The 20,632-nt window shown below is 59.8% G+C and carries 27 protein-coding genes; 16 read left to right on the forward strand and 11 right to left on the reverse strand.

The window, feature by feature from the left end:
- Nucleotides 1-18: 18 nt before the first annotated feature.
- The 3 genes from ACR0DB_RS13880 to ACR0DB_RS13890 form a co-directional block, all read right to left on the reverse strand.
- Nucleotides 19-1,314, reverse strand: coding sequence for a flagellar hook protein FlgE (locus ACR0DB_RS13880; protein ID WP_480551644.1), 1,296 nt, complete (start codon nt 1,312-1,314; stop codon nt 19-21).
- 97 nt (nt 1,315-1,411) lie between these two features.
- Nucleotides 1,412-2,248: a flagellar motor protein MotB gene (locus ACR0DB_RS13885; protein WP_480551646.1), complete on the reverse strand. Its 837-nt coding sequence runs from the start codon at nt 2,246-2,248 to the stop codon at nt 1,412-1,414.
- An 86-nt stretch (nt 2,249-2,334) separates the two neighbouring features.
- The gene (locus tag ACR0DB_RS13890) at nt 2,335-3,672 is read right to left on the reverse strand and encodes a FliI/YscN family ATPase (RefSeq protein WP_480551648.1); all 1,338 of its coding nucleotides are present in this window, start codon (nt 3,670-3,672) and stop codon (nt 2,335-2,337) included.
- Nucleotides 3,673-3,759: 87 nt separating this feature from the next.
- On the opposite strand from ACR0DB_RS13890, the gene ACR0DB_RS13895 reads away from it, so the two are divergent.
- The 9 genes from ACR0DB_RS13895 to ACR0DB_RS13935 are packed head-to-tail and all read left to right on the forward strand — an operon-like array spanning nt 3,760 to nt 8,326.
- Nucleotides 3,760-4,146 (forward strand): FlgB family protein, encoded by a 387-nt coding sequence (locus ACR0DB_RS13895; protein ID WP_480551836.1) that lies wholly within the window; start codon nt 3,760-3,762, stop codon nt 4,144-4,146.
- Between the two features lie 12 nt (nt 4,147-4,158).
- Entirely contained in the window at nt 4,159-4,545 is a 387-nt protein-coding gene (flgC, locus tag ACR0DB_RS13900) for a flagellar basal body rod protein FlgC (protein WP_480551650.1), read from the forward strand.
- 11 nt (nt 4,546-4,556) lie between these two features.
- Nucleotides 4,557-4,847 (forward strand): flagellar hook-basal body complex protein FliE, encoded by a 291-nt coding sequence (gene fliE, locus ACR0DB_RS13905; protein ID WP_480551652.1) that lies wholly within the window; start codon nt 4,557-4,559, stop codon nt 4,845-4,847.
- 4 nt (nt 4,848-4,851) lie between these two features.
- Nucleotides 4,852-5,124, forward strand: coding sequence for a flagellar biosynthetic protein FliQ (locus tag ACR0DB_RS13910; protein ID WP_170353788.1), 273 nt, complete (start codon nt 4,852-4,854; stop codon nt 5,122-5,124).
- A complete protein-coding gene (locus ACR0DB_RS13915; RefSeq protein ID WP_480551654.1) occupies nt 5,124-5,834 on the forward strand; it encodes a flagellar hook-basal body complex protein in 711 nt (236 codons plus the stop codon). Before ACR0DB_RS13910 ends, ACR0DB_RS13915 begins: the two co-directional genes overlap by 1 nt.
- Before the next feature lie 21 nt (nt 5,835-5,855).
- Complete coding sequence (flgG, locus tag ACR0DB_RS13920) at nt 5,856-6,641, forward strand: flagellar basal-body rod protein FlgG (RefSeq protein WP_480551656.1); 786 nt, start codon at nt 5,856-5,858, stop codon at nt 6,639-6,641.
- On the forward strand, nt 6,641-7,057 hold the full coding sequence (flgA, locus tag ACR0DB_RS13925) for a flagellar basal body P-ring formation chaperone FlgA (RefSeq protein ID WP_480551658.1): 417 nt from the start codon (nt 6,641-6,643) through the stop codon (nt 7,055-7,057). The genes flgG and flgA overlap by 1 nt, the downstream gene beginning before the upstream one ends.
- Entirely contained in the window at nt 7,057-7,788 is a 732-nt protein-coding gene (gene flgH, locus ACR0DB_RS13930; RefSeq protein ID WP_170771010.1) for a flagellar basal body L-ring protein FlgH, read from the forward strand. Before flgA ends, flgH begins: the two co-directional genes overlap by 1 nt.
- A gap of 10 nt (nt 7,789-7,798) precedes the next feature.
- On the forward strand, nt 7,799-8,326 hold the full coding sequence (locus ACR0DB_RS13935; RefSeq protein WP_480551660.1) for a flagellar basal body-associated FliL family protein: 528 nt from the start codon (nt 7,799-7,801) through the stop codon (nt 8,324-8,326).
- Nucleotides 8,327-8,331: 5 nt separating this feature from the next.
- On the opposite strand, the gene ACR0DB_RS13940 is transcribed toward ACR0DB_RS13935, so the two are convergent.
- From ACR0DB_RS13940 to ACR0DB_RS13970, 7 genes are all read right to left on the reverse strand, one after another.
- The gene (locus ACR0DB_RS13940; RefSeq protein ID WP_170790095.1) at nt 8,332-8,715 is read right to left on the reverse strand and encodes a hypothetical protein; all 384 of its coding nucleotides are present in this window, start codon (nt 8,713-8,715) and stop codon (nt 8,332-8,334) included.
- Complete coding sequence (flhB, locus tag ACR0DB_RS13945) at nt 8,715-9,797, reverse strand: flagellar type III secretion system protein FlhB (protein ID WP_480551662.1); 1,083 nt, start codon at nt 9,795-9,797, stop codon at nt 8,715-8,717. Before flhB ends, ACR0DB_RS13940 begins: the two co-directional genes overlap by 1 nt.
- Nucleotides 9,794-10,567, reverse strand: a complete 774-nt coding sequence (locus tag ACR0DB_RS13950; protein ID WP_480551664.1) for a flagellar biosynthetic protein FliR — start codon at nt 10,565-10,567, stop codon at nt 9,794-9,796. Before ACR0DB_RS13950 ends, flhB begins: the two co-directional genes overlap by 4 nt.
- Nucleotides 10,564-12,651, reverse strand: coding sequence for a flagellar biosynthesis protein FlhA (gene flhA, locus ACR0DB_RS13955; RefSeq protein ID WP_480551666.1), 2,088 nt, complete (start codon nt 12,649-12,651; stop codon nt 10,564-10,566). The genes ACR0DB_RS13950 and flhA overlap by 4 nt, the downstream gene beginning before the upstream one ends.
- 9 nt (nt 12,652-12,660) lie before the next feature.
- Complete coding sequence (locus ACR0DB_RS13960) at nt 12,661-13,347, reverse strand: lytic transglycosylase domain-containing protein (protein ID WP_480551668.1); 687 nt, start codon at nt 13,345-13,347, stop codon at nt 12,661-12,663.
- A 73-nt stretch (nt 13,348-13,420) separates the two neighbouring features.
- Nucleotides 13,421-13,849 carry an Lrp/AsnC family transcriptional regulator gene (locus ACR0DB_RS13965; protein ID WP_170770997.1) on the reverse strand — a complete coding sequence of 143 codons (429 nt, stop codon included), beginning with the start codon at nt 13,847-13,849 and terminating at the stop codon, nt 13,421-13,423.
- 33 nt (nt 13,850-13,882) lie between these two features.
- Complete coding sequence (locus tag ACR0DB_RS13970; RefSeq protein ID WP_480551670.1) at nt 13,883-15,103, reverse strand: MFS transporter; 1,221 nt, start codon at nt 15,101-15,103, stop codon at nt 13,883-13,885.
- A gap of 163 nt (nt 15,104-15,266) precedes the next feature.
- On the opposite strand from ACR0DB_RS13970, the gene ACR0DB_RS13975 reads away from it, so the two are divergent.
- The 7 genes from ACR0DB_RS13975 to ACR0DB_RS14005 all read left to right on the forward strand — a co-directional run bounded on the left by ACR0DB_RS13975 (nt 15,267) and on the right by ACR0DB_RS14005 (nt 20,052).
- Nucleotides 15,267-15,881, forward strand: coding sequence for a ribonuclease H-like domain-containing protein (locus ACR0DB_RS13975; RefSeq protein WP_170786424.1), 615 nt, complete (start codon nt 15,267-15,269; stop codon nt 15,879-15,881).
- A complete protein-coding gene (locus ACR0DB_RS13980) occupies nt 15,878-16,846 on the forward strand; it encodes a KpsF/GutQ family sugar-phosphate isomerase (RefSeq protein ID WP_170770991.1) in 969 nt (322 codons plus the stop codon). Before ACR0DB_RS13975 ends, ACR0DB_RS13980 begins: the two co-directional genes overlap by 4 nt.
- 12 nt (nt 16,847-16,858) lie before the next feature.
- Complete coding sequence (lptC, locus tag ACR0DB_RS13985; RefSeq protein WP_480551672.1) at nt 16,859-17,458, forward strand: LPS export ABC transporter periplasmic protein LptC; 600 nt, start codon at nt 16,859-16,861, stop codon at nt 17,456-17,458.
- A gap of 3 nt (nt 17,459-17,461) precedes the next feature.
- On the forward strand, nt 17,462-17,953 hold the full coding sequence (locus ACR0DB_RS13990) for an LptA/OstA family protein (RefSeq protein ID WP_480551674.1): 492 nt from the start codon (nt 17,462-17,464) through the stop codon (nt 17,951-17,953).
- On the forward strand, nt 17,953-18,711 hold the full coding sequence (gene lptB, locus ACR0DB_RS13995) for an LPS export ABC transporter ATP-binding protein (RefSeq protein ID WP_480551676.1): 759 nt from the start codon (nt 17,953-17,955) through the stop codon (nt 18,709-18,711). The genes ACR0DB_RS13990 and lptB overlap by 1 nt, the downstream gene beginning before the upstream one ends.
- Before the next feature lie 252 nt (nt 18,712-18,963).
- Complete coding sequence (hpf, locus tag ACR0DB_RS14000; RefSeq protein WP_170770983.1) at nt 18,964-19,527, forward strand: ribosome hibernation-promoting factor, HPF/YfiA family; 564 nt, start codon at nt 18,964-18,966, stop codon at nt 19,525-19,527.
- A gap of 60 nt (nt 19,528-19,587) precedes the next feature.
- Nucleotides 19,588-20,052: a PTS sugar transporter subunit IIA gene (locus ACR0DB_RS14005; protein ID WP_170770981.1), complete on the forward strand. Its 465-nt coding sequence runs from the start codon at nt 19,588-19,590 to the stop codon at nt 20,050-20,052.
- A gap of 61 nt (nt 20,053-20,113) precedes the next feature.
- Here ACR0DB_RS14005 and dalA read toward each other — a convergent pair whose 3' ends face one another.
- A complete protein-coding gene (gene dalA / locus ACR0DB_RS14010) occupies nt 20,114-20,629 on the reverse strand; it encodes a divisome-associated lipoprotein DalA (protein WP_170770978.1) in 516 nt (171 codons plus the stop codon).
- Nucleotides 20,630-20,632 lie beyond the last annotated feature (3 nt).

Raw genomic sequence — 20,632 nt, forward strand, 5'->3', positions numbered from 1 at the left:
GAGACAGATCCCCCTGGGTTATCGTTTGATATTGGTGGTTTCCTGAAGCATCTCATCCACCGTCTGGATCACCTTGGCACTTGAGGAATAAGCCCTTTGCGTCTGGATCATCGAGGTTAGTTCGGTCGCCACATCGGTCGTGGATTCCTCGCGCGCGAATGAGACCAGATCGCCGGTGGGACCCTCGCCCGCGTTCCACAGGAAAAAGGTCCCGCTTTCGCGTGAGGGCGCGTAGGTCTGGCTGTCTAGTGCCGTCAGCCCGTTCGGGTTGGGCACATCCGCCAGCGGGATCTGGAACATGCGGCGACTGACGCCCGTGTCATAAAACGCGTAGACATATCCGTTCTCGTCGACCTGAACGCTGGTCATCGTTCCAACCGCCGAACCATCTCGGGTGATCGAGACCGGAGCAAACGTATCCGACAACTGCGTGATGCCATCGGCGTCGCCAATCTGACCGATATTGATCTCCATCGGGCCGCCCGCCACGTTCACCATCAGGCTTCCCGTTGCCGGGTCATAAGCACCACCGGAAACCGCTGTCACGCTGGCCAGTGTTCCGCCCGCGGTGCGACTGTCGGAGAAAGTCAGGGTATATTCCCCGACGATTGCCCCACCCGACGCGGAGTCGCGCAGGATCATAGTCCACTCATTACTACTGCCTGTGGCGGGAACCGTTGGGACCAGTTCAATATCCACGCTTTCCGATTTGCCCAAATTGTCGAAGTATTCAACCGACAGGGGCTGTGTGTCGCCCGGTGCCCCGGCATCGGTGGCCGTGGCGGGCAGGTTCATACGCAGGTTCATCTGTGTGGTTGGCGCACCGGACAGTTGGTTGACGCTCAGCTGGATTGGTTCCAGCGCGGCAGGTGTGTCGCGCGGTACAGCCGGGATTGTCCCGTCCGGATTGGCGCGCCAGCCCAGCAGCACCAGCCCGGATTCTGTAACCAGATACCCTTCTTCATTTGTGCGAAACGAGCCAGTAGTGGTCAGCAGCATCTCATTCGAACCACCTGCTATCTGAGAGCTGGACCGCACCGGCAACATCCCACGCCCGCGCACGGCCAGATCGGTCGAGTTGTTGGTGGTCACAAGCGAGCCGCGTTGGTCGATAAGGCGCTGGCTGGTGGTGCGAACCCCGCCTGCCGAATAGCTGCCGCCTTGACCGGACGTGACCATGGAATGAAAATCCGTCTCGACCCGTTTGTATCCGAAAGTCGATGAGTTCGCGATGTTGTCGGAAATGGTCGCCAGCCGGTTGGCATTGGCTTTCAATGCGGCCACACCGGCATTCAGCGAAGAAGAAATAGTCATTGGCACGCCCTTCTGTTGCGTCAATTCTTGATGCAACAGCTAACGCGCTGGGCCTTAACAGCGCGCTAACAGGTAAAATGCGTCCTACCTTTTGCGGTCAAGGATTGCGTAGAAAGATGACCTCAACCCTGTTATTGCGCACGGCCATCGGGTTTTTGGCCGTCAATTCTCGGTCAGCATGTCCCGTGACGCGATCCAGTCGAGACGGCGTAACCCCTTTATCTTGAAGCATTTGCCGCACTTTCTGAGCGCGCGCGGTTGATACGTCCCAGGCCGGGTTCTGCGCCAGAACCACGGGCGAGGCGCGCACATGCCCTTCGACGGCCACCGCATTTGTCACCAAGTCCGAGGACCGCGCCACCAAAAGTGCCAGCGCCCGCATCATCGCCGTTGGTGTGTCACTATCCGATTCGAACAGGGGCTGGTCTTCGGTATCGAACAGCTCGACCACAAGACCTTCGTCGGTGACGCGCGTGACGATGTGCTGCAAGACCTTGTTCGAGACCATGCTTTCGCCTGTCCGCCCCATCAGTTCGGCCTCAAGCGTGGTGAAATCCTGAACCTCGCGCTCGCCGCCATCTGCACTGACCCCGATGGAACCCTGCGCCTGCCTTGCTTCGGTCGGTCTGCGTTGACTGGCGCCAGAACCGCTCATGACCAGGGTCTTCTCCGAGAACATATTGTCGCCACCAAAGGCCCCGTCGCCCCCACCCGAAACCGGGTTCACCGGAATCGTTGGCGAAAAATAGTCCGCCAGCCCTTTGCGTTGTTTTTCCGTCGTTGCATTCAGCAGCCACATCAACATGAAGAACGCCATCATGGCCGTGACAAAGTCGGCATATGCGACCTTCCACGCGCCACCGTGGTGACCATCGCCACCTGACACACGTTTCTTCTTGATGATGATTGGCGCCGCATTGGATTGCGCACCCATCTCCACCACCTTTTCTATCACCCGACTACAGGGGTAACGGGGCAGGTCTTAAGGTGGGCTTAACACTTAAAACTGTCTTGATTTCCCTATCGCGGCAGGTTGGACCCGACCCGCCGCAAGATCAGGTTCAACCGGTTGAAACTGCCTTCGATCCCATCCGGTTCAGCCTTGGCAAAGAAGGCATCCAGTTCCTCATGTACCCGCACGGCCTGATCCAGCAGCGGGTCCGCGCCCTCGGAATACAGCCCCGCCTTGATCATCACCTCGGATTGCTCATAGCTGCCGACCAGCTTGCGGGCCTCGGCGATCACGCGGTTTTCGTCTTCGGTCGCCGCGCCGGGCAGGCTGCGCGAGACTGAGCGGCTGAGGTCGATGGCCGGGAAACGCCCGCGCTCGGCAATTTCGCGACTCAGGACAATGTGGCCGTCCAGAACGCCGCGCAGAATGTCGGCCACGGGTTCATCCATATCCGATCCGGCCACCAGAACACTGAACACGGCGGTGATATCGCCCTGATCCGCCGTCCCAGGTCCGGCGCGTTCGCACAGACCGGCGATCAGCGGCGTGACCGACGGAGGGAAACCGCGAAGGGATGGGGATTCGCCCATGGCGACGGCGATTTCGCGATGCGCCTCGGCAAAGCGAGTGACCGAATCGGCCAGAAACAGCACGTTCAGCCCCTGATCGCGCAGATATTCAGCCACCGACATCGCCGACCAGGCGCAGCGTCGGCGGGCCAGCGCGGACTGATCCGAGGTCGCGGCCACCACAACCGACCGTTTCATCCCCTCGGCCCCCAGCGCGTGTTCGACGAATTCATTCACCTCGCGCCCGCGTTCACCAACCAATGCGACGACAACGGCATCCGCCTGCATCGACTTGGCCAGCCTGGCCAACAGCGTCGACTTGCCCACGCCCGAACCCGCGAACAACCCCACGCGCTGCCCCTGTACCACCGGCAGCATGGTGTTGAGCATGGCCAGCCCGGTCTCCATCCGCGTGCCCAGCGGTTTGCGGGCGACGGCAGCGGGCGGGGCCTGCATGATGTCGCGATCCTGTGTGCCGGGCAGCAGAGGCTTGCCATCCAGTGGTTTCCCGAACGGATCAACCACCCGTCCAAGCCAATGCATCCCCGGCGCAAACTCAGGCGTCTGCTCTAGAATCACCCGGTCGCCCAGACAAACACCATCGGGCGCGGCCGCGGGCATCACATGAATCAAATCTGATTCGACATGCAGCACCTCCCCGCCCAGATCCGGACCGCTGCGTCGCCGAAGGGTCAGGTGGTCGCCGATCCGTGCCTGCCCTTCAAGCCCTTGAATTTCAACAACTCCACGCGCCACGCTGGACACGCGCCCCATATGACGAACGGCGGAAAGACGGTCGAATTCGCATTTCAGCGAGCTTGGGTCGAGATCGGACATCGGGGGTTCTCCAACGGGTTTCTGAAAACGGTTTCTAAAGGAATCGGGGTTAAGCCTTGATTGAAATTGATCGAGGGAGAAGCCCCGATGTTCTATGACCTGAACGTCTTTAAGACAGCGCACGCAATGGCAACCCATGCCGGGCAACGGCAGGCGGTAATTGCGCGCAACATGGCCAATGCGGATACGCCGGGCTACCGGCCCCGCGATCTTGAGGCTTTTCAAAAAGCATTTGAAATGATCGGGCGCGAGGGGGCGATGACCGCCACGCGCGCCGGGCATCTGAACGGCAACAACGCGTCGCCGCCTTGGGCCGAATATGACGTCGCGCCCTCGGGCGATCCCAACGGCAACGGTGTCTCCGTCGAGGAAGAGATGTTCAAGGCGGTCGAGGTCAAGCGCCAGCATGACCGCGCGCTGACCATCTACAAATCCTCGATGAACATCCTGCGCACTAGCCTCGGTCGGTCATAAGGAGGCAACCAGATGAGTGATTTTTCCCATTCCCTTGCCGCCTCGACCAGCGCCCTGCGCGCGCAATCGGCGCGTCTGCGACATGTGTCTGAGAATATTTCGAACGCTGATACGCCGGGCTATCGCCGCAAGACCGTGCCGTTTGAAAACGTGCAGAAAGACGGGCGCGAGGTGGTACAGGCCGGGCGGGTCAAGCTGGACCGCCGCGACGCGTCGCGCGTTTACGACCCCGGTCATCCGATGGCGGATGAGACCGGCCATTATCGCGGCTCGAATGTCGATCTGATGATCGAGATCGCCGACGCCCGCGAGGCACAGCGCAGTTACGAAGCCAATCTCAAGATGTTCGACCAGACACGTCAGATGTCGTCGAGCCTGATGGAACTCCTCAGAAAATAAAGGACACCAGAATGGATATCCGAGCCCTCAATGCTGCCCAGAACTATATTGGCGCGCGCCCTGCAACGCAGGCCGATCCCGATCACGCCGGAATGGCGCAAGGATTGCGCAGTACGTTTCAGGATTTCGCCGCGACGCTGAAACAGTCCGAGGCCATCTCGCGGACCGCGATGACCGGCCAGGCTGATCCGCACGCGCTGGTGCAGGCGCTGGCGCAGACCGAACTGGCGGTCGAGACGGCCGTGGTCGTGCGCAACAAAGTGGTCGAGGCCTATCAGGAAATCCTGCGGATGCCGGTCTGACGCGATGCTCAGCGAAGGTCTGTTCTATGACATCGTGCGTCAGGCGCTGTGGGTCGCGGTGATCACCTCGGTCCCGATCCTGGCTGTGGCGCTGGTTTCGGGCCTGATCGTGGGCCTGTTCCAGGCGCTGACCTCGGTGCAGGAGATGACGCTGACCTTCGTGCCCAAGCTGATCGCCATCGTCATCGTGTTCTGGATTTCCATGGGGTTCATGACCCAGACGCTGGTGACGTTCTTCACCACAACCCTTGTACCGCTGATCGCCGGAGGTCGCTGATGGATACCGCCTATACCACCTTGTCCCGCCAGTCGGGGCTGATGAACGAAATGCGGCTGGTGGCGAACAATATCGCCAATGCCAACACCACCGGATACCGCGCGCAAGGCTTGGTGTTTTCCGAATTCGTGCGCGACATGCCCGGCAATCCGTCCTTGTCAATGGCGCGGGCCGAGGTGCGCAACACGTCATTGCAGCAAGGGGTTCTGACTGAGACTGGGGGCGATTTTGATTTCGCCATCGAAGGCGATGGATTCTTCATGGTCGAAACTCCGGCCGGCAATCGATTGACACGGGCAGGGGCGTTCTCGCCAAGCGCCGAGGGAGATTTGGTCACGATGGATGGCCACCGTGTGCTGGATAGCAACGGCGCGCCGGTTTTTGTACCCCCCGACGCGGCCTCGATCGACGTCGGCAGCGACGGCACACTCAGTATTGAGGGGCAGTTGCTGGGACAGCTTGGTGTCTACCGGGTCGAAGATCCCAAGTCCCTGGTGCGCGAAGGCAGCACTCAGTTCCGTAGCGAAGGCGACGTAGTGCCGATCGAAAAGCCGGTGATCGTTCATCGCTTTCTCGAAGGGTCCAACGTCAACGCGATCGAACAAGTGACACGGCTGGTCGAAATCCAGCGCGCCTATGAGCTGGGCCAGAGCTTTCTTGAAACCGAAGACGAACGGGTGCGGGGCGCGCTCAAAGCGCTGATGCGCTGACTTTAGAACGGAGGATCTGACATGCGAGCATTGAAAATCGCAGCGACGGGCATGACCGCGCAGCAAATGCGGGTCGAGACGATCTCGAACAACCTCGCGAATATGAACACCACCGGCTACAACGCGCGGCGGGCTGAATTTGCCGATCTGCACTATCAGCAGATGGCACGGGCCGGGTCGGTGAACGCCAATGATGGCACGGTTTTGCCGACAGGTATTCAGTTGGGGCTTGGCGTCCGCCCCGCTGCGGTGACGGTGCAGCTTGCGCAAGGTGCGTTGTCGGCAACCGGCAGCGATCTGGATGTGGCGATCGAAGGGCGTGGGTATCTGGAGGTGACGTTGCCCAACGGTCAGTCCGCCTTTACCCGCGACGGTAGCCTTAAGCGGTCAGCCGAAGGTCTGATTGTCACCTCGGACGGGTTCGCCGTTGCGCCCGAGATTACAATCCCCGACGACGCGCGCTCAATCTCGATCAACGCAGCGGGCGAGGTCTACGCCTATTTCGACGATGCCGCCGAAGGGCAGCTGCTGGGTGAATTCACCTTGGCAAGTTTTCCAAATGCCAAAGGCTTAGAGGCCATCGGCAGTAACCTGTTCAAAGAGACCGAAGCTTCGGGCGCACCAATTGTCGGATCTCCGGGCGAGGATGGCCTGGGCACGCTGCGACAGGGCTATCTTGAGGACAGTTCCGTCGACGCCGTGCGCGAGGTCACCGAACTGATCGAAGCCCAGCGGGGATACGAGATGAACGCCAAGGTGATCTCGGCCGTCGATCAGATGATGGGCGCAACCACACAGGTGCGCTGATGCGGGTACTGCTTTTTATTCTTGTGATGGCCGGACCCTACGCGGCGATGGCCGATATTGTTGTCCCGACCCGTACGATCCGCGCGAAAGAGATCATCGCGGCCGCCGATCTGGCCACCAAGGAACAGGACATACCCGGGGCGATTTCCAGCCAGGACGTGTTGATCGGGCAGGAGGCGCGCGTGGCGCTCTATCCCGGCCGTCCCATTCGCGCGGGCGATTTCGGACCGCCCGCAATCGTCGACCGCAATGATCTGGTGGTTCTGATTTTTGATCGCCAACCGCTGTCGATAACTGCAGAAGGGCGCGCGTTGGGTCGCGGGGCAGTCGGCGATCGCATTCGGGTGATGAACCTGTCGTCGCGAACCACTGTGACCGGCTTTATCCGAACCGACGGACAAATCGAGGTAAAATGATGTCAGTATATACCAAATCACTCCTACTGGGCGCGTTGGTTCTGACCGCCTGTGGCCGCGTCGATCACCTGGGTAAACCCCCCAGCTTCACACCCAATGAGGATTCGCCCGAACATGTCGCCATGCTTTGGCCCGGCCTGCCACTGCATACGCAGCCCCAACGCGCGGTCGATCAATCGTCGCTGTGGACGGGCGGGCAGCAATCGCTGCTGGGCGATCAGCGGGCGATCAAGAAAGGCGATATCCTGACGGTCGTGATCGAGTTGGATGAAAAAGCCGAGATTTCCAACGACACCAACCGGTCCCGCGCGGGATCCGAAAGCCTTTCGGTGCCCGGTCTGTTCGGGCTGCCGCAAAGAGCGGCAGAGCAACTGCCCGAAGGCGCCTCTTTGGATGAGGCGGTGTCGATTGATTCAGCCTCCAACAGTCGCGGCAAAGGGTCGGTAAAGCGCAAAGAGAAACTGACGCTGCGCGTTGCAGCAACCGTGATTGATGTGCTGCCCAATGGCGTATTGGCGATCTCGGGTTCGCAGGAATTACGGGTGAATTTCGAACTGCGCGAGCTGCTGGTAACCGGCTATGTGCGCCCGCAGGATATCTCGCGCCAGAACGAAATCACGTATGACAAGATTGCCTCTGCGCGGGTGTCCTATGGGGGGCGCGGTCAGATTACCGATGTGCAGCAGCCGCGCTATGGGCAGCAGGTTCTAGACACTCTTCTACCGTTTTGAGGGTTGATTGATGAAAAAACTGATCCCCGTTTTGTTTCTGTTGGCAGGCCTTGGCGTAGGTGTCGGGGCCGGGCTTTTCCTGGCCCCATCCGACGCGCCCGCACAAGAGGGCAAGGAATATGCGTCCGCGGAAAAGGAGCCCAAGGACAAAAAGGCCAAAGATGAGAAACAAAAACCGAAGTTCAAAACGTCGGAGAAAGACGACAAGAGCAGCGATGTGGAATATCTGAAACTGACCAAACAGTTTGTGATACCAGTTGTTGAAGCCGAGCGCATTTCGGCCATGGTAACGATGTCCGTTAGCCTTGAGGCTAAACCGGGCATGACCGACACTTTCTATGCCATAGAGCCGAAATTGCGCGACCGCTTCCTGCAAGTTCTGTTCGATCACGCGAACACAGGTGGGTTTGACGGCAATTTCACCACTTCGGAAAATTTGGACACGCTGCGTAAGTCCTTGTTGGAAGTGGCGCAGAAAGACCTGGGCAAGGAAATCTCGAACGTGATGATCCTGAGCGTGAACCGGCAGGATGCCTGAGCGCATTAAGGTATCTGTTTCTTCTGCAAAGCGCGGCGTCGGTTTTCCGTTTCGATATCGGACAGCCGGGTAACCGCCTGCTGGCGCCCAAACGCGGATCGCAACGCGTCCAGAGCTGCAAGCTTTTGCGATCTCACCCGCGCCAGTTCCATGTTCAACTGACGACGGGTATTGGATTCCCACCCATGCCACAGGATATCTGTTCCGGTGACACGATATCCTTCGGTGTCGTTGGTATCCCGGCGCGTTTGCCGAACTTGACCGTCCAATCGTGCCAGCTGGTTTTGGATGCGGATCTCGGCCTGCAAGATTGGTGCCAGGGCTTGATGCTCTTTCTGGAAAAGTGCGTCTGTGGCTATTTGCAAGTTTGAAAGCTTTTGGCGTTTCATCAAATCTGCCATTTTGCTTTTTTGCGCATTGCCTCGGCAAACCGAATAGCCGCAGCGACGGGTTTATAATGTTCCTCTGCAATCTCCTGCCCGATCTCGACGGTCGCGTGCAGCGCGCGCGCGGTTGGCGGGTCCGAGTGTATTGGAACGCCCGCTGTTCCAGCCGCCGATCGAATGGCGGCTGCGATCTCGTCCACGCCCTTGGCAACACAGACCGGGGCCGAGCCGGCGGCCCGCGACCACTTTAGCGCGACTGCAAAATGGGTTGGGTTGACAACAACCACATCTGCCTTGGGCACGTCCGCCATCATCTGATTTGTCGCGATCTCTTGCGCGCGCTGGCGGCGCTGCTGTTTGACATGCGGATCGCCCTCGGCGTCCTTGGTTTCGTCCTGAATTTCTTTGCGCGACATCCGGTTTTTGCGGATATGCTCGGCATATTGCCAAAGGTAATCCACCGCTCCGATCGCGAGTGCCACGGCGACGACGATAAACAGGAACCGAAACAGCAAATTCATCATCAAAAGCAAAGATGCCTTGGCCGGTGCCGCGCTGGCTGACAAGATCTGGTCCAGATTGGCGCGCAGAAACAGGGCAAGGCAGGTGCCGTAGATCACCAGTTTCACAAAGCTCTTGGCAAATTCGAACAGACCGCCACGCCCGAACTTGTTCTTGGCGTTGGATGGGATCGAAATACGCGAGAGTTTGGGCTTCAGCTTGCTAGGCGCAAAAATCAGGGCCCGCTGGGCAATCAGGCAGAGCAATACGGCCGCGGCGGGCAGGGCGAACAGGATGGACATCGCCACCAGAGCGGTTTTTAGTAGCCCGGCGACCGGATTGACGGCTGGACCCTCGATCAACAATTCTGACAAGTCGCTGGCTTGATCGACCAGAACGACGAACAGTGTCCCCATTTGCTGGACGCCATAACTGCCTGCGACCAGCAGAGCCACCAGGAGCCCCGAATAGGCCGCGACAACCGACAGGTCGTTAGACTTGGCAACTTCGCCCTTCTCGCGTACTTTCTGAAGCTTCTGTGGCGTTGGCTCGAATGACTTGTCACTGTCGTCATCACTGCTCATCTGCTGGCTCCGACCGGGTTGACGATGAAGGAAAACAGCGCGTCGGCCCAGACCGACAAGATCAAAGGCGTGCCGGCAAACAACAGGAACAGACCGGCAAAGGTAATCGCGGGGGCGCCGACAAAAGCCACCATAAGCTGTGGCATGGCGCGGTTGATCACGCCCAGCGCGAGGTTATAGATCAATGATGCGATGACGAACGGCATGGCGAGGCTGAAGGCAAGGCTGAAACTGCGCGCGATCCGCTGCACGCCCCATTCCGACAGGTCCGAGGCTGCTGGGGCCACGCCCATCGGAAACAGAATGTAGCTGTGGATCAGGAATTGCGCGACGTGAACATGTAGCCCCAGCAAGACAGCCAGCGTCAGGCCGGCCAGGGTGAGCACGTAGCCCATAGCCGGAACCGGGTCAGCGGCCGCGCCACCCAGGATCTGGGATAGAGAGGTCGCTTGCGCGGCGATAGAGCCGGCGGTTTGCAGGGCCAGCACGAATAGTCGCAGCCCCAGCCCCAGTGCCACGCCGACCAATATCTCGGTCACGATAAGCCGCACCATCGGCAGCAGGCCGGGGGCCGGGATTGGTGCGGGGGTGGCAGGCAGGATGATCAGTGTGAACGCTACCGAGATGCCCAGTTTCACGCGGGTCGGAATGCTGCGCTCGCCAAATGCGGGCAGCAGAGAAACCAGTGCAGAGACACGCAGGAACACGGCAAAGAGGTGCCACAGCCCATCCCCCAATTGAGGTAGAAGCTCGGGTGGCAGGGCGATCACGCGGGCACCGTTCCGACCAGGGCAGGACGTGCTTCCAGCCCGATTTCCTCGAACGAGAGGACCGGGTTCGCGACGCCGCGCGCGTGCATGATCGTGCGCAGCAATCGCCGTCGCCGGGTCGAGGTCACAACCGCTGGATAAAGCCCATGATCGGCCGATTGTGACACCGTGTTGACGACCCCATCGGCCAGTTTGTTGAACAGGTTGGGCGGCAGCGCCACGTCCAGCCCCGCATTTGGCGCGTCGATCTGGTAGGTCGAGAACGTCTCCTCCCATTCCGGGGCCAGCTGGATCAGCGGGATCGAGCCATCCTCGCGCTTCATCTCGGCCACCAGTTGAAAGCCCAAGCGCTGACGGACCAGTTCGCAGATACCTTCGGGCTGTGTTGTGGTCAGGCGCGCCTCGGCCACGCTTTCCAAGATCAGGGCCATGTTGCGGATCGAAACACGCTCATCCAGCAGCAGCCGCAACACCGCATGTAGCGTGTCGATCGGCACTTTGTCGGGGATCAGTTCATCCAGCAGCTTGCGATTGGCCTCGGCCCGGATCGGATCGCTGAGCTTGGTCATCTCGGCCAGCAGCCGGCGCAGAGATTTCAATGTCAGCAGGCGCGAGAAATTTTGTTTGATGATCTCAAGCAGATGCGTGGCCAGAATCTCGGGGGGAGAGACGATCGTGGCCCCGCTCATCGCCGCGGCCTCTTGATCTTTGGGCAGAATCCAGCGGGCAGGGGCGCCATAGACGGGTTCGGTCACGTCGGTGCCGTCGGGCAGCAAATCTCGGTCGTCCTGTACCAGCGCCAGCACCAGATCTGGGTTCAATTCGCCACGCGCCTGTTCAACCCCGTGGACCTTGACCACATATGTGCCCATGGGCAGATCGGCGCGGTCGGTCAGGCGGATGTCTGGCAGGATCAGACCAAAGGTCGAGGCCACATAGGTCCGCATATTGGCGATCCGGGCATCCAACCCGGTGCCGGGGTTCAGCACCATGCTGACCAGATCCGGCGCAAATTCCAGATGCACGTCGTCCAGATCCAGAATGTCTCCAATCGCCTGAGAAACCGGCGTGTCGTCGGTGGTCGCTGGGCTGATGGCGGCGTCGGCCTCGGCCTTTTGTTTGCGGTGCACGCCGTAGGCCGCATAGCCTAGTACACCTGCCCCAAGGATGAAGGGCAGGAAGGGCAGACCCGGCACCAAAGCAAACAGCACCATCAGCATTGCCACCGTCCCCAACGCCGCCGGGTGCTTGCCCAGTTGTGAGAAAATAGCGTTGTCCGTGGCCCCCTGCGTACCGCCACGCGCCAGCAGCAGCGCCGAGGCGATCGAGATGATCACGGCTGGGATTTGCGACACCAACCCGTCGCCCACGGTCAGGATGGCATAGGTTTCAAACGCCGAGGATATCGGCATCCCATGCACGATCACCCCCATGATCAGGCCCATCACAAGGTTCAGCAGGGTGATCAGCAGACCAGCAACCGCATCGCCTTTGACGAATTTCGAAGCACCGTCGAGCGAGCCGAAGAATGTCGTCTCTTGCTGTTCGCGCTCGCGCCGTTCCTTGGCTTGCTGGTGGTCGATGGCTCCGGCGGACATGTCGCTGTCAATGGCCAGCTGTTTGCCCGGCATTCCGTCCAGGGCAAAGCGCGCACCAACCTCGGCCATGCGGGCAGCGCCCTTGGTGATGACCATGAAGTTCACGATCAGCAGTACGCCGAACACCACCAGCCCCAGGAAGATGCTGCCGCCCATGACGAAATTGGCGAATCCCTCGATCACGTCCCCGGCGGCGCTGGGGCCGGTGTGCCCCTGACCGATGATCAGCTTGGTTGACGACACGTTCAGCGACAGCCGCAGCATCAGTGAGGCCAGCAGGATCGTGGGGAAGGATGAGAAATCCAATGGCCGTTCGATGAACAGGGTCAGAGTGAAGATCAGGATCGCAAGCGCGAAAGACGCCGCCAGACCTACATCCAGCACCCAGGCGGGCATCGGCAGGATCATCATCACGATGACCGTCATCAGCGCCAGCGCCAGCAGGACGGTGGGCGAGAACAGGGAACGAGGGTCGATCTTGGGCACGCGACCCTCCTAGTTGAATGGGATGAAGGCGGTGGTGGTTCCGGTCGCAGGAACCAGCGAGCCAAGTGCAGTGCCGCGCGTTTGGTCGGTGTCCTGCGGGATCAGCGGCGCAGCCGCCCCGGTGAACGGGTCTCGCGCCGCCAGAGGCGTGTCGATAACCTGCTCTAACCCGGTCAGAACGCGCCGGAACCGGCCGGAATAGGCCTGTGCCAGATCCGGCGTGCGCGAGTGATAGGCCCCGGCGGCAGCGGTCCATGACCCAAGCTCAGCATGCAGTTTTTTCAGGAACCGGGCGGCGTATTGTGCGTTTTCGAGTGGGTCGAACATCGCGTCGATCGACCGAAAAGCCTTACCGTGCCACCGGTAGTTGATCTGAAAGCAGCCGACATCAAAGCTGCGTTTGCCTGCTTTGAAGATGTTGAAAAGATAGGTTTTCGCCTCGTATTCCGAAGTAAACCAGAACCCCTTGCCCTCAACATTGATGGTCCAAGGCCATGGGGCAAGCTGGCCGTCCACCGCACGGCCTGTTTCGACCCGCGATATGGCGCGCAGCACGTCCAGCGGCACGTCATGCGCCTGTGCCGCGCGTCGGGCGGCATGGTCGCAGATCCCGGCAGTGCGGGCATCTGGCGCGGCGGCTAGCGATTGCGCGACGAAAAGCGCGACAACCAGTCCTGAGATGAAACGATGGGGCATTCTGCCGGTCCGGGATTCTGATCAGTCCCGGCCAAGCTAGTCCCGCTTAGGTTTACAGAGGGTTATCGGCCAATCAGATTCGATCAATCCGCCGCCCGAACACGACGCTGGTATTGGTGCGCAGAACGCCGGGGATTTTGGCCAGCTCATCCACCAGAATGTCCAAATCTTCCAATCTTGGGGCTTCGGCGGATAGCAACAGGTCGAACTCTCCGTTAATGGACAGGCACAGTTTGACCTCGGGGTAGGCCTCGAGCCGCTTGATGATGCGCGTGGTTTCCTTTTGCTGCACCTCCAGCAGGACAACGACCTGTACGCGGGGGCTGTCTTCGGGTGTAGTCAGTACGACGGAGTAACCTGCGATCACGCCGCGCTCTTCCATGCGGTTGATCCGCTCGTGCACGGTGGTGCGGGCTACGCCCAGCTTGGCCGCGATCTTGGTGGTCGACTCGCGGGCATTGTGTTGCAGGGCGGCGATGATGCGGCGGTCCAGTTGATCCATGACGCCAGATGTAGTGCAAGGGCGGGCAGAGGCTCAAGGCTTGTTATGGGGCGCACGGGTCAGGGACCGGGGCCACAGAAAGCCCATAAACCCGATCCCCCAGGCCGCCGCAAAGGTCATCCAGGCAAAGGTTTGGGTTGTGCCCTTGTCTGTCATCAGCCAGCCCGCAAGGGGATAGAGCACCAACCAGCATAGATGCGACAGTGTGAATTGCGCGGCGAAAAGCGCAGGGCGATCCTCAGGCGGGGCCGAGCGGGTCAGCAAGCGGCCTGCCGGGGTCAGCGTTGCCGAATAGCCAAACCCGACGCAGGCCCAGATCAGCGCGAGGCCGGGCAGCGAGATCAGTGACAGCGCCGACATCGCGGCGGCCACGGCCATCGACAACGTGCCAAAGCTCGCGCCGGTCAGCATGACGTCGCGGTCCCGCAGTTTCTCTAACAGGGCGGGCAGGGCAAAAGCGGCCAGCATTGAACCGCCTCCGAACCCGGCCAGAGCCGTTGCCACTGCGCTTTCCGACAGTCCCAGATCGCCGCGCACAATAACCACCGTGTTGACAATAACCGTCGCGCTGAGGGCTGCAGCCGTCCAGTTCAGCGCCAGCAGCCCCCTGAGGCGTGGTGTGGCCAAATAGATGCGCAGGCCGCGGGTGGTGCGGTCAAAGATACCGCGGGGTTGTTTGGGTTTGGGCGAGGGCAGGACGACCGAAACCACCAGCAGGGCCGAGGCGACAAAACCAACCCCAGTGCCCCAGAACAGGCTGTCAAAGCTGACAATCGTCAGCAAAGCAGCGGCAAGCAGTGGGCTTACGACGCTCTCCAGATCATAGGCCAGCCGGGACAGCGATAGAGCCTTTGTATAGTCGTGCTCATCCGTAAGCACATCCGGGATCGTGGCCTGAAACGCGGGCGTGAACCCGGCCGAGGCCGATTGCAGGACGAAAATCAGCACAAAAACCTGCCAGATCTCGGTTACGAAGGGCAAGCAGACAGCCACAGCCGCACGGACCAGATCCAACACCACCAGCATTTTGCGGCGATCCAGCCGCTCGGCCACGGCGGCGGCAATGGGCGCGACCAGCACATAGGCGACCATCTTGATCGTCAGCGCCGTGCCCAGCACCATGCCAGCGGCATTGCCCGCAAGATCAAATGCCAGAAGCCCTAGCGCAACCGTCGCCAAACCGGTGCCTGTCAACGCCACGATCTGGGCGGCCAACAGGTGGCGGTAAACGCGGTTTCGCAAGATGCTCAGCATGGGCCGGGCGGTCCTTTCCAGTGGAAACGGATACTTGGTTGGTTTTCCCAGCCCAGTCTCAGATGGTCAAGAATCGCGTATCTTGATTGCATTCTATGGATGGCGTTGAGTTCACGGGCCAAACCGCCTATCTCGGGGGCGATACCGCACAAAGGAAGACCCCGTGGCGAACCATCTTTATCAAAACGACCTGCCGGACGGGTTGGACCTTGGCCCTGTCGTGGCCATCGACTGCGAAACCATGGGGCTTAACCCGCATCGCGACCGTCTGTGTGTGATCCAGATGTCGGGCGGCGATGGCAACAGCCATATTGTGCAGGTCGCCAAAGGTCAGACCGAGGCCCCAAACCTGTGCGCGATGCTGGAAAACCCCGACGTACTGAAGCTGTTCCATTTCGGTCGCTTCGATATCGCCGCGATGTATCACGCCTTTGGTGCGCTGGCCGCACCTGTCTATTGCACCAAGATCGCCAGCCGTTTGGTGCGCACCTATACCGACCGCCACGGGCTGAAAAACCTGTGCCAGGAACTGATCGGGGTCGATATCTCGAAACAGCAACAGATGAGCGACTGGGGTGCCGAAACGCTGACAGAGGCGCAGCTGGACTATGCGGCCTCGGACGTTTTGTATCTGCACCGTCTGCGCGAGGCGCTGGACGGTCGGCTGGCCCGCGAAGGCCGGACGGAAATGGCCCAGGCCTGTTTTGACTTCTTGCCGATGCGAGCGAAGCTTGACCTCGCCGGTTGGCCCGAAACGGATATTTTTGCGCACTCATGACCGATACAGACGCCTTCCTGAAAACCGCCCGACAGGTGATCACCGACGAAGCCCGCGCGCTGGACGTGCTGGCCGACAGCCTGAACGAAGACTTTGCCGAGGCCGTGCAGCTGATCCTGCAAGCCACAGGCCGCATTATCATCAGCGGCATCGGCAAATCAGGTCATATCGGCCACAAAATCGCGGCAACTTTGGCCAGCACCGGCACGCCCGCCTATTTCGTTCACCCTGCCGAGGCCAGCCATGGCGATCTGGGCATGGTGTCCAAGGGCGACGTTGTTCTGGCTATTTCGAATTCTGGCGAAGCGCCGGAACTGGCAAACTTGCTGGCCTTTACCCGCCGGTTTGGGATTCCGCTGATCGGCCTGTCCAGCAAGCCTGAAAGCACGCTGATGAAACAGGCGGATGTGCACTTGCTGATACCGTCGATGGGCGAGGCATGTGGGTTTGGCATGGTGCCCTCGATCTCGACCACGCTGACATTGGCGATGGGCGACGCGCTGGCGATCGCGCTGATGAAACATCGCGATTTCAAGCCCGAGGATTTCCGTGCTTTCCACCCCGGAGGCAAGCTGGGCGCGCGGCTCAGCACGGTGCGTGACCTGATGCATACGGGCGAGGCCCTGCCCCTGCTGGCATCCGATGTCGCCATGAGCGATGCGCTGATAGAGATCAGCCAGAAAGGGTTCGGCGTCGCGGGCGTGACAGAAAGCGGTGGCCAGCTTTCGGGGATTATCACCGATGGGGACCTGCGCCGTCACATGGATGGTTTGCTGTCCAAAACAGCCGCGCAGGTGATGACCGAGAACCCGACGACAATCGGACCCGATGCATTGGCTGAAGAAGCCGTGGCGATCATGAATGACCGCAAGATCACCTCGTTGTTTGTGGTCGAACCGGATACGGACGGCCCCGCGCTGGGTCTGCTGCACATTCACGATTGCCTGCGCGTCGGGCTGGGATAAGAGGGCGGGGCCGTGGACAGCCACTCTCGGATGGTGCAGTTCTTGAAGGTGGTCCTGCCGCTGGCGGCCATTGTGCTGTTGTCCACCGTGTTCCTGCTGTCGCGCAGCATCGAAACCGACGTGACGGTCCCCTTCACCCAACACGATATCGAGGAACGTCTGGCCGATCAGGTGGTCACCAATCCGAGCTACCGTGGCACCACGCGCAAGGGCGAAGAGGTACTGATCGAAGCCACGCAAGCCACGCAAGGAACCGAGAACTCTGTGCCCACGGCATCCGAGTTTCAGGGCAGGCTGGGGCTTTTGAATGGCGGTATCATCACGCTGGATTCCAATTCGGGCACGATCCGCCCTGACAAGAACACGGCAACCTTCGTGGGAGATGTCGTGATTACCACGACCGACGGTATTCGGGTGACAACCGATCACCTGAACACGGCCTTGGACGAAATTCGGGGTGATACGCCGGGTCAGATTGACGGAACCGGCGCGATCGGCGATTTCTCGGCCGGTCGTATGACATTCGGGGCGGAAAAAAAGGACGGTCCGGTCCATATTCTTTTTACAGATGGCGTGAAGCTGATATACCAGCCGCAACAAGCAGAAAGATAAGCTGTGTTCGATTTTTGTACTGTCCTTCTTACCGTCTCTTTGCTGGCCGGTGCCAACCTGGCTGCGGCGCAGGGAACCCAGGTCGCGTTTGGTGCCGTCAAGGCAGACCCCAGCCTGCCGGTCGAGGTGACATCGGAATCGCTGAACGTGAACCAGGAGGACGGCTCGGCCGAGTTCGTGGGCAACGTGATCGTCATCCAGGGCGAAATGCGGCTGACTGCGGGTCGGGTACTGGTGATCTACAATGAGGACCGCTCGGGTATCGAGCGGATGGAGGCCACGGAAGACGTTGTTCTGGTCAGCCCGCCCGATGCGGCGGAAGGGGATTGGGCGGAATATACCATCGACTCGGGCCAGATCGTCATGCGCGGTAACGTTCTGCTGACCCAGGGCCCCAGCACGATCAGCGGCGATCAGATGAATGCAAACCTGACCTCTGGGTCGGCAACGGTGACGGGCAACGTCAAGACGATCCTTCAGCAGGGGGCCAACTGATGGCGCGACCCAGTCTGAGCGTGACCGAGGGCACATCGGGGCTCAGGATCGAAAAGCTGCGCAAATCCTACCGGAAGAAAACGGTTATCCGCGATGTCTCGATGACATTGGGCCGGTCCGAGGTTGTGGCGCTGTTGGGCCCCAACGGGTCGGGCAAGACCACGACCTTTTATTCCGTGGCTGGGCTGGTTTTTCCCGAGGCTGGAACCGTGACCATCGACGGTCAGGTGGTGACGACCCTGCCCATGTACCGCCGCGCACGGCTTGGTATCGGGTATCTGCCGCAGGAGATGTCGATTTTCCGGGGTATGAGCGTTGAAGACAACATATTAGCCGTGCTGGATATCACCGTAAACCACGCGCATCGCCGCAAAGAACGGCTGGAAGAGCTGTTGTCCGATTTCTCGATCGAACATCTGCGTCGCGCGCCTGCGCTGGCCCTGTCTGGTGGCGAACGGCGCCGGGTCGAGATCGCGCGTTGTCTGGCGGCTGACCCCAAGTATTTGCTGCTGGACGAACCTTTTGCCGGTGTGGACCCGATCAGCGTGGGCGATATCCGTCACCTTGTGGCCGATCTGAAAAAGCGCGGGATCGGTGTTCTGATCACCGATCACAACGTGCGCGAGACGCTCGAGATCGTGGATCGCGCCTATATTCTGCATGATGGTCAGGTACTTATGTCCGGAACGCCGGACGAAGTAGTCGAAAACGAAAACGTGCGCCGCGTCTATCTGGGCGAAAACTTCCGTATTTCATAGGTTTGCGTGGTATTGCGCCGGATGCATGGCGGAAATCTCGTATATACACGCCTGTTTTGATTGACTCTTCCTCCGTCTCTTGCCTCAATTGGGGCATGGCATTTCCTCGGTTCCAGTCTGGATCACGATGCCCCTTCTTCGAAGGGATCAAGTTCCGGCTACCGCGGAACATGTCGATACCCCCCACCCGATAAAAAAAAGCGCGTTGTATTTCACAGCGTCTAAATGGGTGTGAATTGTGAAGGAGATCACATGCGTTACCAAATCAGCGGAAAACAGATCGACATCGGCGAAGCACTTCAGACCCATGTGCAGACCGAACTTGGCGAGGTGGTGGGCAAATACGCCCAGCGACCGACCGACGCCAATGTCGTCTTTTCCCGTTCTGCGCATGAATATGTGTGCGAGACCACCGTACATCTTTCCACCGGCCTGACGGCGCAGGCCAAAGCCCACGCAACCGAGATTTATGCAGCATTCGAGGGGTGCTGTGACAAGATGGAAACACAATTGCGCCGATACAAACGCCGTCTCAAGGACCATCACAAGGATCGGTCCGAGCCGGTTGAACTCTTTGGAGCTTCCTCTTATATCCTCGCCTCTGACGAATCTGAGTCGGCGGATGAGCCTGAAACTTTGCAGCCGATGATCGTGGCTGAGATGGAAACCAAGATCCCATCGCTGAGTGTTGGTGAAGCCGTTATGCAGATGGAACTGGCTGGTGCCCCGGTGCTGGTGTTCCGGAATGAGAACAAGGATGGATTGAATGTCGTGTATCGTCGGGAAGACGGAAACATCGGCTGGATTGATCCGTAACAGGCAAGATTAGAAAGACGTGCCCCTGCGCCAGTGGGGGCATCGTCATGGAGCGTTATCATGGAGCTTTCGAGCATTCTGAAGCCCGAAGCAGTGCGTGTGTTATCCGCCGCATCCAGCAAGAAGCGGTTGTTTCAGGAAATCGGCGATGTTGCGGCTGCGACACTGGGTCTGGACGCGCAGGTCGTTGTGGATGCGCTTCTGGAGCGTGAAAGCCTTGGGCCCACAGGCGTGGGCCATGGCGTTGCTCTGCCTCATGCGCGGCTGACCGAGCTACAGGATGTCTCGGGCGTGTTTGTCATGCTGGAAAAGCCGATTGATTTCGGGTCGGTAGACCGGCAGCCTGTTGACATCGCTTTTGCATTGTTCGCCCCCGAAGAGGCGGGAGTGGATCACCTGAAGGCACTGGCGCTGGTATCTCGGACGCTGCGCGATACCTCGGTTTGCGCCAAGCTGCGGGCCAATCCCGATCCAGTCAAGCTCTATGCGATTTTGACCGAAGCGCAATCCATGCAGGCGGCTTAATCGTTTGATTGAAAAAGAAAAGCCCCCGAATATCGGGGGCTTCTTATGTAAGTGGCTGTGGTCAGCCGCCGGTTCCCATTTCCAGAGTCCACCAGATTTTCCCGCCATTCTCCTGATGCCAGGCAAAGCCCATTTGTGTGGCCTTTGGGTCCAGAATAACCGAGCGTGGCCCCGGTTCCTGCATCCAGGCGGCCAGCGTTTCGGTTTCGGTTTCGAATGTCTCGGAAATTGCCTCGCCCAGAAATGTGCCGAAATATCCCACACGCGCCGCCCGGTCGATTGGCGAAGAGCCGTCGGACCCGAAATGCCATGGCCGGTTCTGACGCGCCATGTCCTTGGAGTGGGTCGCGGCAGCGGCGTTCAGCTGCGCATTCAGTTGAACCGGTTGTAGTCCCGACGCCTGACGCAGCGCGTTGACCGAATCAAGCATGCGGAATTGCAGTTTTTCGGGATTGCCTCGAATCTTGTAGACAGTCGGCAAAGGACGCCCGTCGGCACCGTAAGTCGGCGTGCTGCTAGGGGTACATGCTGCCAGAGCAACGAGGCAAGCAAACAATAAAGAAATAATACGCGTCATGGT

The sequence above is a fragment of the Ruegeria sp. AB6 genome, assembly GCF_056542685.1.

Coding starts and splice junctions, on each gene's coding strand:
- ACR0DB_RS14005 (WP_170770981.1), top strand. CDS start 19,588: ATGGAGCTTTCGAGCATTCTGAAGCCCGAAGCAGTGCGTGTGTTATCC.
- ACR0DB_RS13880 (WP_480551644.1), bottom strand. CDS start 1,314: ATGACTATTTCTTCTTCGCTGAATGCCGGTGTGGCCGCATTGAAAGCC.
- ACR0DB_RS13980 (WP_170770991.1), top strand. CDS start 15,878: ATGACCGATACAGACGCCTTCCTGAAAACCGCCCGACAGGTGATCACC.
- flgH (WP_170771010.1), top strand. CDS start 7,057: ATGTCAGTATATACCAAATCACTCCTACTGGGCGCGTTGGTTCTGACC.
- dalA (WP_170770978.1), bottom strand. CDS start 20,629: ATGACGCGTATTATTTCTTTATTGTTTGCTTGCCTCGTTGCTCTGGCA.
- ACR0DB_RS13890 (WP_480551648.1), bottom strand. CDS start 3,672: ATGTCCGATCTCGACCCAAGCTCGCTGAAATGCGAATTCGACCGTCTT.
- flgC (WP_480551650.1), top strand. CDS start 4,159: ATGAGTGATTTTTCCCATTCCCTTGCCGCCTCGACCAGCGCCCTGCGC.
- ACR0DB_RS13885 (WP_480551646.1), bottom strand. CDS start 2,248: ATGGGTGCGCAATCCAATGCGGCGCCAATCATCATCAAGAAGAAACGT.
- ACR0DB_RS13895 (WP_480551836.1), top strand. CDS start 3,760: ATGTTCTATGACCTGAACGTCTTTAAGACAGCGCACGCAATGGCAACC.
- ACR0DB_RS13970 (WP_480551670.1), bottom strand. CDS start 15,103: ATGCTGAGCATCTTGCGAAACCGCGTTTACCGCCACCTGTTGGCCGCC.
- ACR0DB_RS13915 (WP_480551654.1), top strand. CDS start 5,124: ATGGATACCGCCTATACCACCTTGTCCCGCCAGTCGGGGCTGATGAAC.
- lptB (WP_480551676.1), top strand. CDS start 17,953: ATGGCGCGACCCAGTCTGAGCGTGACCGAGGGCACATCGGGGCTCAGG.
- hpf (WP_170770983.1), top strand. CDS start 18,964: ATGCGTTACCAAATCAGCGGAAAACAGATCGACATCGGCGAAGCACTT.
- flgG (WP_480551656.1), top strand. CDS start 5,856: ATGCGAGCATTGAAAATCGCAGCGACGGGCATGACCGCGCAGCAAATG.
- flgA (WP_480551658.1), top strand. CDS start 6,641: ATGCGGGTACTGCTTTTTATTCTTGTGATGGCCGGACCCTACGCGGCG.
- ACR0DB_RS13965 (WP_170770997.1), bottom strand. CDS start 13,849: ATGGATCAACTGGACCGCCGCATCATCGCCGCCCTGCAACACAATGCC.
- ACR0DB_RS13910 (WP_170353788.1), top strand. CDS start 4,852: ATGCTCAGCGAAGGTCTGTTCTATGACATCGTGCGTCAGGCGCTGTGG.
- ACR0DB_RS13960 (WP_480551668.1), bottom strand. CDS start 13,347: ATGCCCCATCGTTTCATCTCAGGACTGGTTGTCGCGCTTTTCGTCGCG.
- fliE (WP_480551652.1), top strand. CDS start 4,557: ATGGATATCCGAGCCCTCAATGCTGCCCAGAACTATATTGGCGCGCGC.
- ACR0DB_RS13935 (WP_480551660.1), top strand. CDS start 7,799: ATGAAAAAACTGATCCCCGTTTTGTTTCTGTTGGCAGGCCTTGGCGTA.
- ACR0DB_RS13940 (WP_170790095.1), bottom strand. CDS start 8,715: ATGAAACGCCAAAAGCTTTCAAACTTGCAAATAGCCACAGACGCACTT.
- flhB (WP_480551662.1), bottom strand. CDS start 9,797: ATGAGCAGTGATGACGACAGTGACAAGTCATTCGAGCCAACGCCACAG.